Source organism: Corynebacterium sp. NPDC060344, assembly GCF_042725215.1.
GTDB lineage: Bacteria > Actinomycetota > Actinomycetes > Mycobacteriales > Mycobacteriaceae > Corynebacterium.
Genome location: NZ_JBHXCS010000041.1, coordinates 1 through 1,755 on the forward strand (window position 1 = coordinate 1; position 1,755 = coordinate 1,755).

The 1,755-nt window shown below is 75.0% G+C and carries 2 protein-coding genes; both read left to right on the forward strand.

What is annotated here, in order from left to right:
• Positions 1-174 (forward strand): hypothetical protein (locus tag ACFWGD_RS13235; protein ID WP_377779150.1); only part of this gene is annotated, 174 nt, incomplete at its 5' end.
• 53 nt (positions 175-227) lie between these two features.
• A complete protein-coding gene (locus ACFWGD_RS13240) occupies positions 228-1,733 on the forward strand; it encodes an FAD-dependent monooxygenase (protein WP_377779149.1) in 1,506 nt (501 codons plus the stop codon).
• Positions 1,734-1,755: the final 22 nt, after the last annotated feature.

Sequence of the window (1,755 nt, forward strand, 5' to 3'; positions counted from 1 at the left end):
GCCGCGGCCCGGCCCGCGGAGCCGGGCGGACCGCTGGACGGGGCCGCCTGCGTCCTCGTACGCCCGGACGGCCACGTCGTCTGGGTCGGCTCCGCCGGCCAGGCGGGCCGGGGCGGCGGGGCGGGCGACGGACTGCGCGGGGCCCTTGAGCGCTGGTTCGGCGCGCCGCGCTGAACCGGACCCCGCGCACTGAAGACTCAACCCAGAAGCCAGAGAAGAGGACCCCCATGGAAGGGACAGCCGTGGACGCGGACGTCATCATCGTCGGCGCCGGCCCCACCGGGCTGATGCTCGCCGGCGAGCTGCGCCTGGGCGGGGCGAGCGTCATCGTCACCGAGCGCCTCACCCAGCCCACCGGCCAGTCCCGTGGCCTCGGCTTCACCGCACGCGCCATGGAGGTGTTCGACCAGCGCGGGCTGCTGCCGAGGTTCGGGCAGGGCGAGACGCTGGAGACCAGCCCGCTGGGCCACTTCGGCGGCGTGCAGTTCGACTACACGGTGCTGCCCGGCGCCCACTTCGGGGCCCGCGGCATCCCGCAGAACATCACCGAGGGCGTGCTGGAGGACTGGGCCGGCGAACTCGGCGCGGACATCCGGCGCGGCTGGGACTTCCTGGACCTGTCCGAGGGCTTCCTGGACGGCGACGGCGTCGAGATCACCGTGTCCACCCCGGACGGCGTGCAGCAGCTGCGCGCCTCCTACCTGGTGGGCTGTGACGGCGGACAGAGCAGCGTCCGCAAGGCCGCCGGGATAGGTTTCCCCGGCAGCGCGGCCACCCGCGCGATGTTCCTCGCCGACGTCACCGGCTGCTCGCTGCGCCCGCGGTTCCTCGGCGAACGCCAGCCCAACGGCATGGTCATGGCCGCGCCGCTGGCCCCCGGAGTGGACCGCATCATCGTCTGCCCCGACGGGACCCCGGCGCGCGGGCGCGACGCCCAGCCGGTGACCTTCGCCGAGGTCGCCGACGCCTGGGAGCACATCACGGGCGAGGACATCCGGGCCGGCGGGGCCGAATGGGTCAGCTACTTCACCGACGCCGCCCGCCTGGCCACCGACTACCGGCGCGGCCGGGTCCTGCTCGTCGGCGACGCGGCGCACATCCACCTCCCGGCCGGCGGCCAGGGGCTGAGCACCGGTGTGCAGGACGCCGCCAACCTGGGCTGGAAGCTGGCCGCGGTCGTGGCCGGCGGCGCCCCCGAGGACCTGCTCGACACCTACCACGGCGAGCGGCACCCGGTCGGCGAGCGGCTGCTGATGAACACCAGCGCCCAGGGCACGGTGTTCCTCGGCGGCGCCGAATCGGACCCGCTGCGGGCGCTGTTCGCCGAGCTCATCGGCTACGACGACGTCAAGCGTCACCTGGCCGGCATCGTCAGCGGCCTCGACATCGCCTACGACCTCGGCGAGGGCGGCCACCCGCTGGCCGGCCACCGGATGCCGCAGCGCTCGCTCGTCACCGCCGACGGCGAGGAGACCAGCACCACCCGCCTGCTGCACCAGGGGCGCGCCGTGCTCCTCGACCTCGCCGACAGTCCCGCCCTGCGCGCGGCCGCGGCGGGCCGCTCCCACCAGCTGAACATCACCACCGCCACGGCCAAGCCCGTGGACGGCGACGACCCGCTGAACGGCACGGCGGCGCTGCTCATCCGTCCCGACGGGCACGTTGCCTGGGGCGGGGACAGCGCCGAGGAACTCGACCACGCTCTGAGCCGCTGGTTCGGCGCAGCGCATTGACCACGCCGCCGGGCCCGCACCG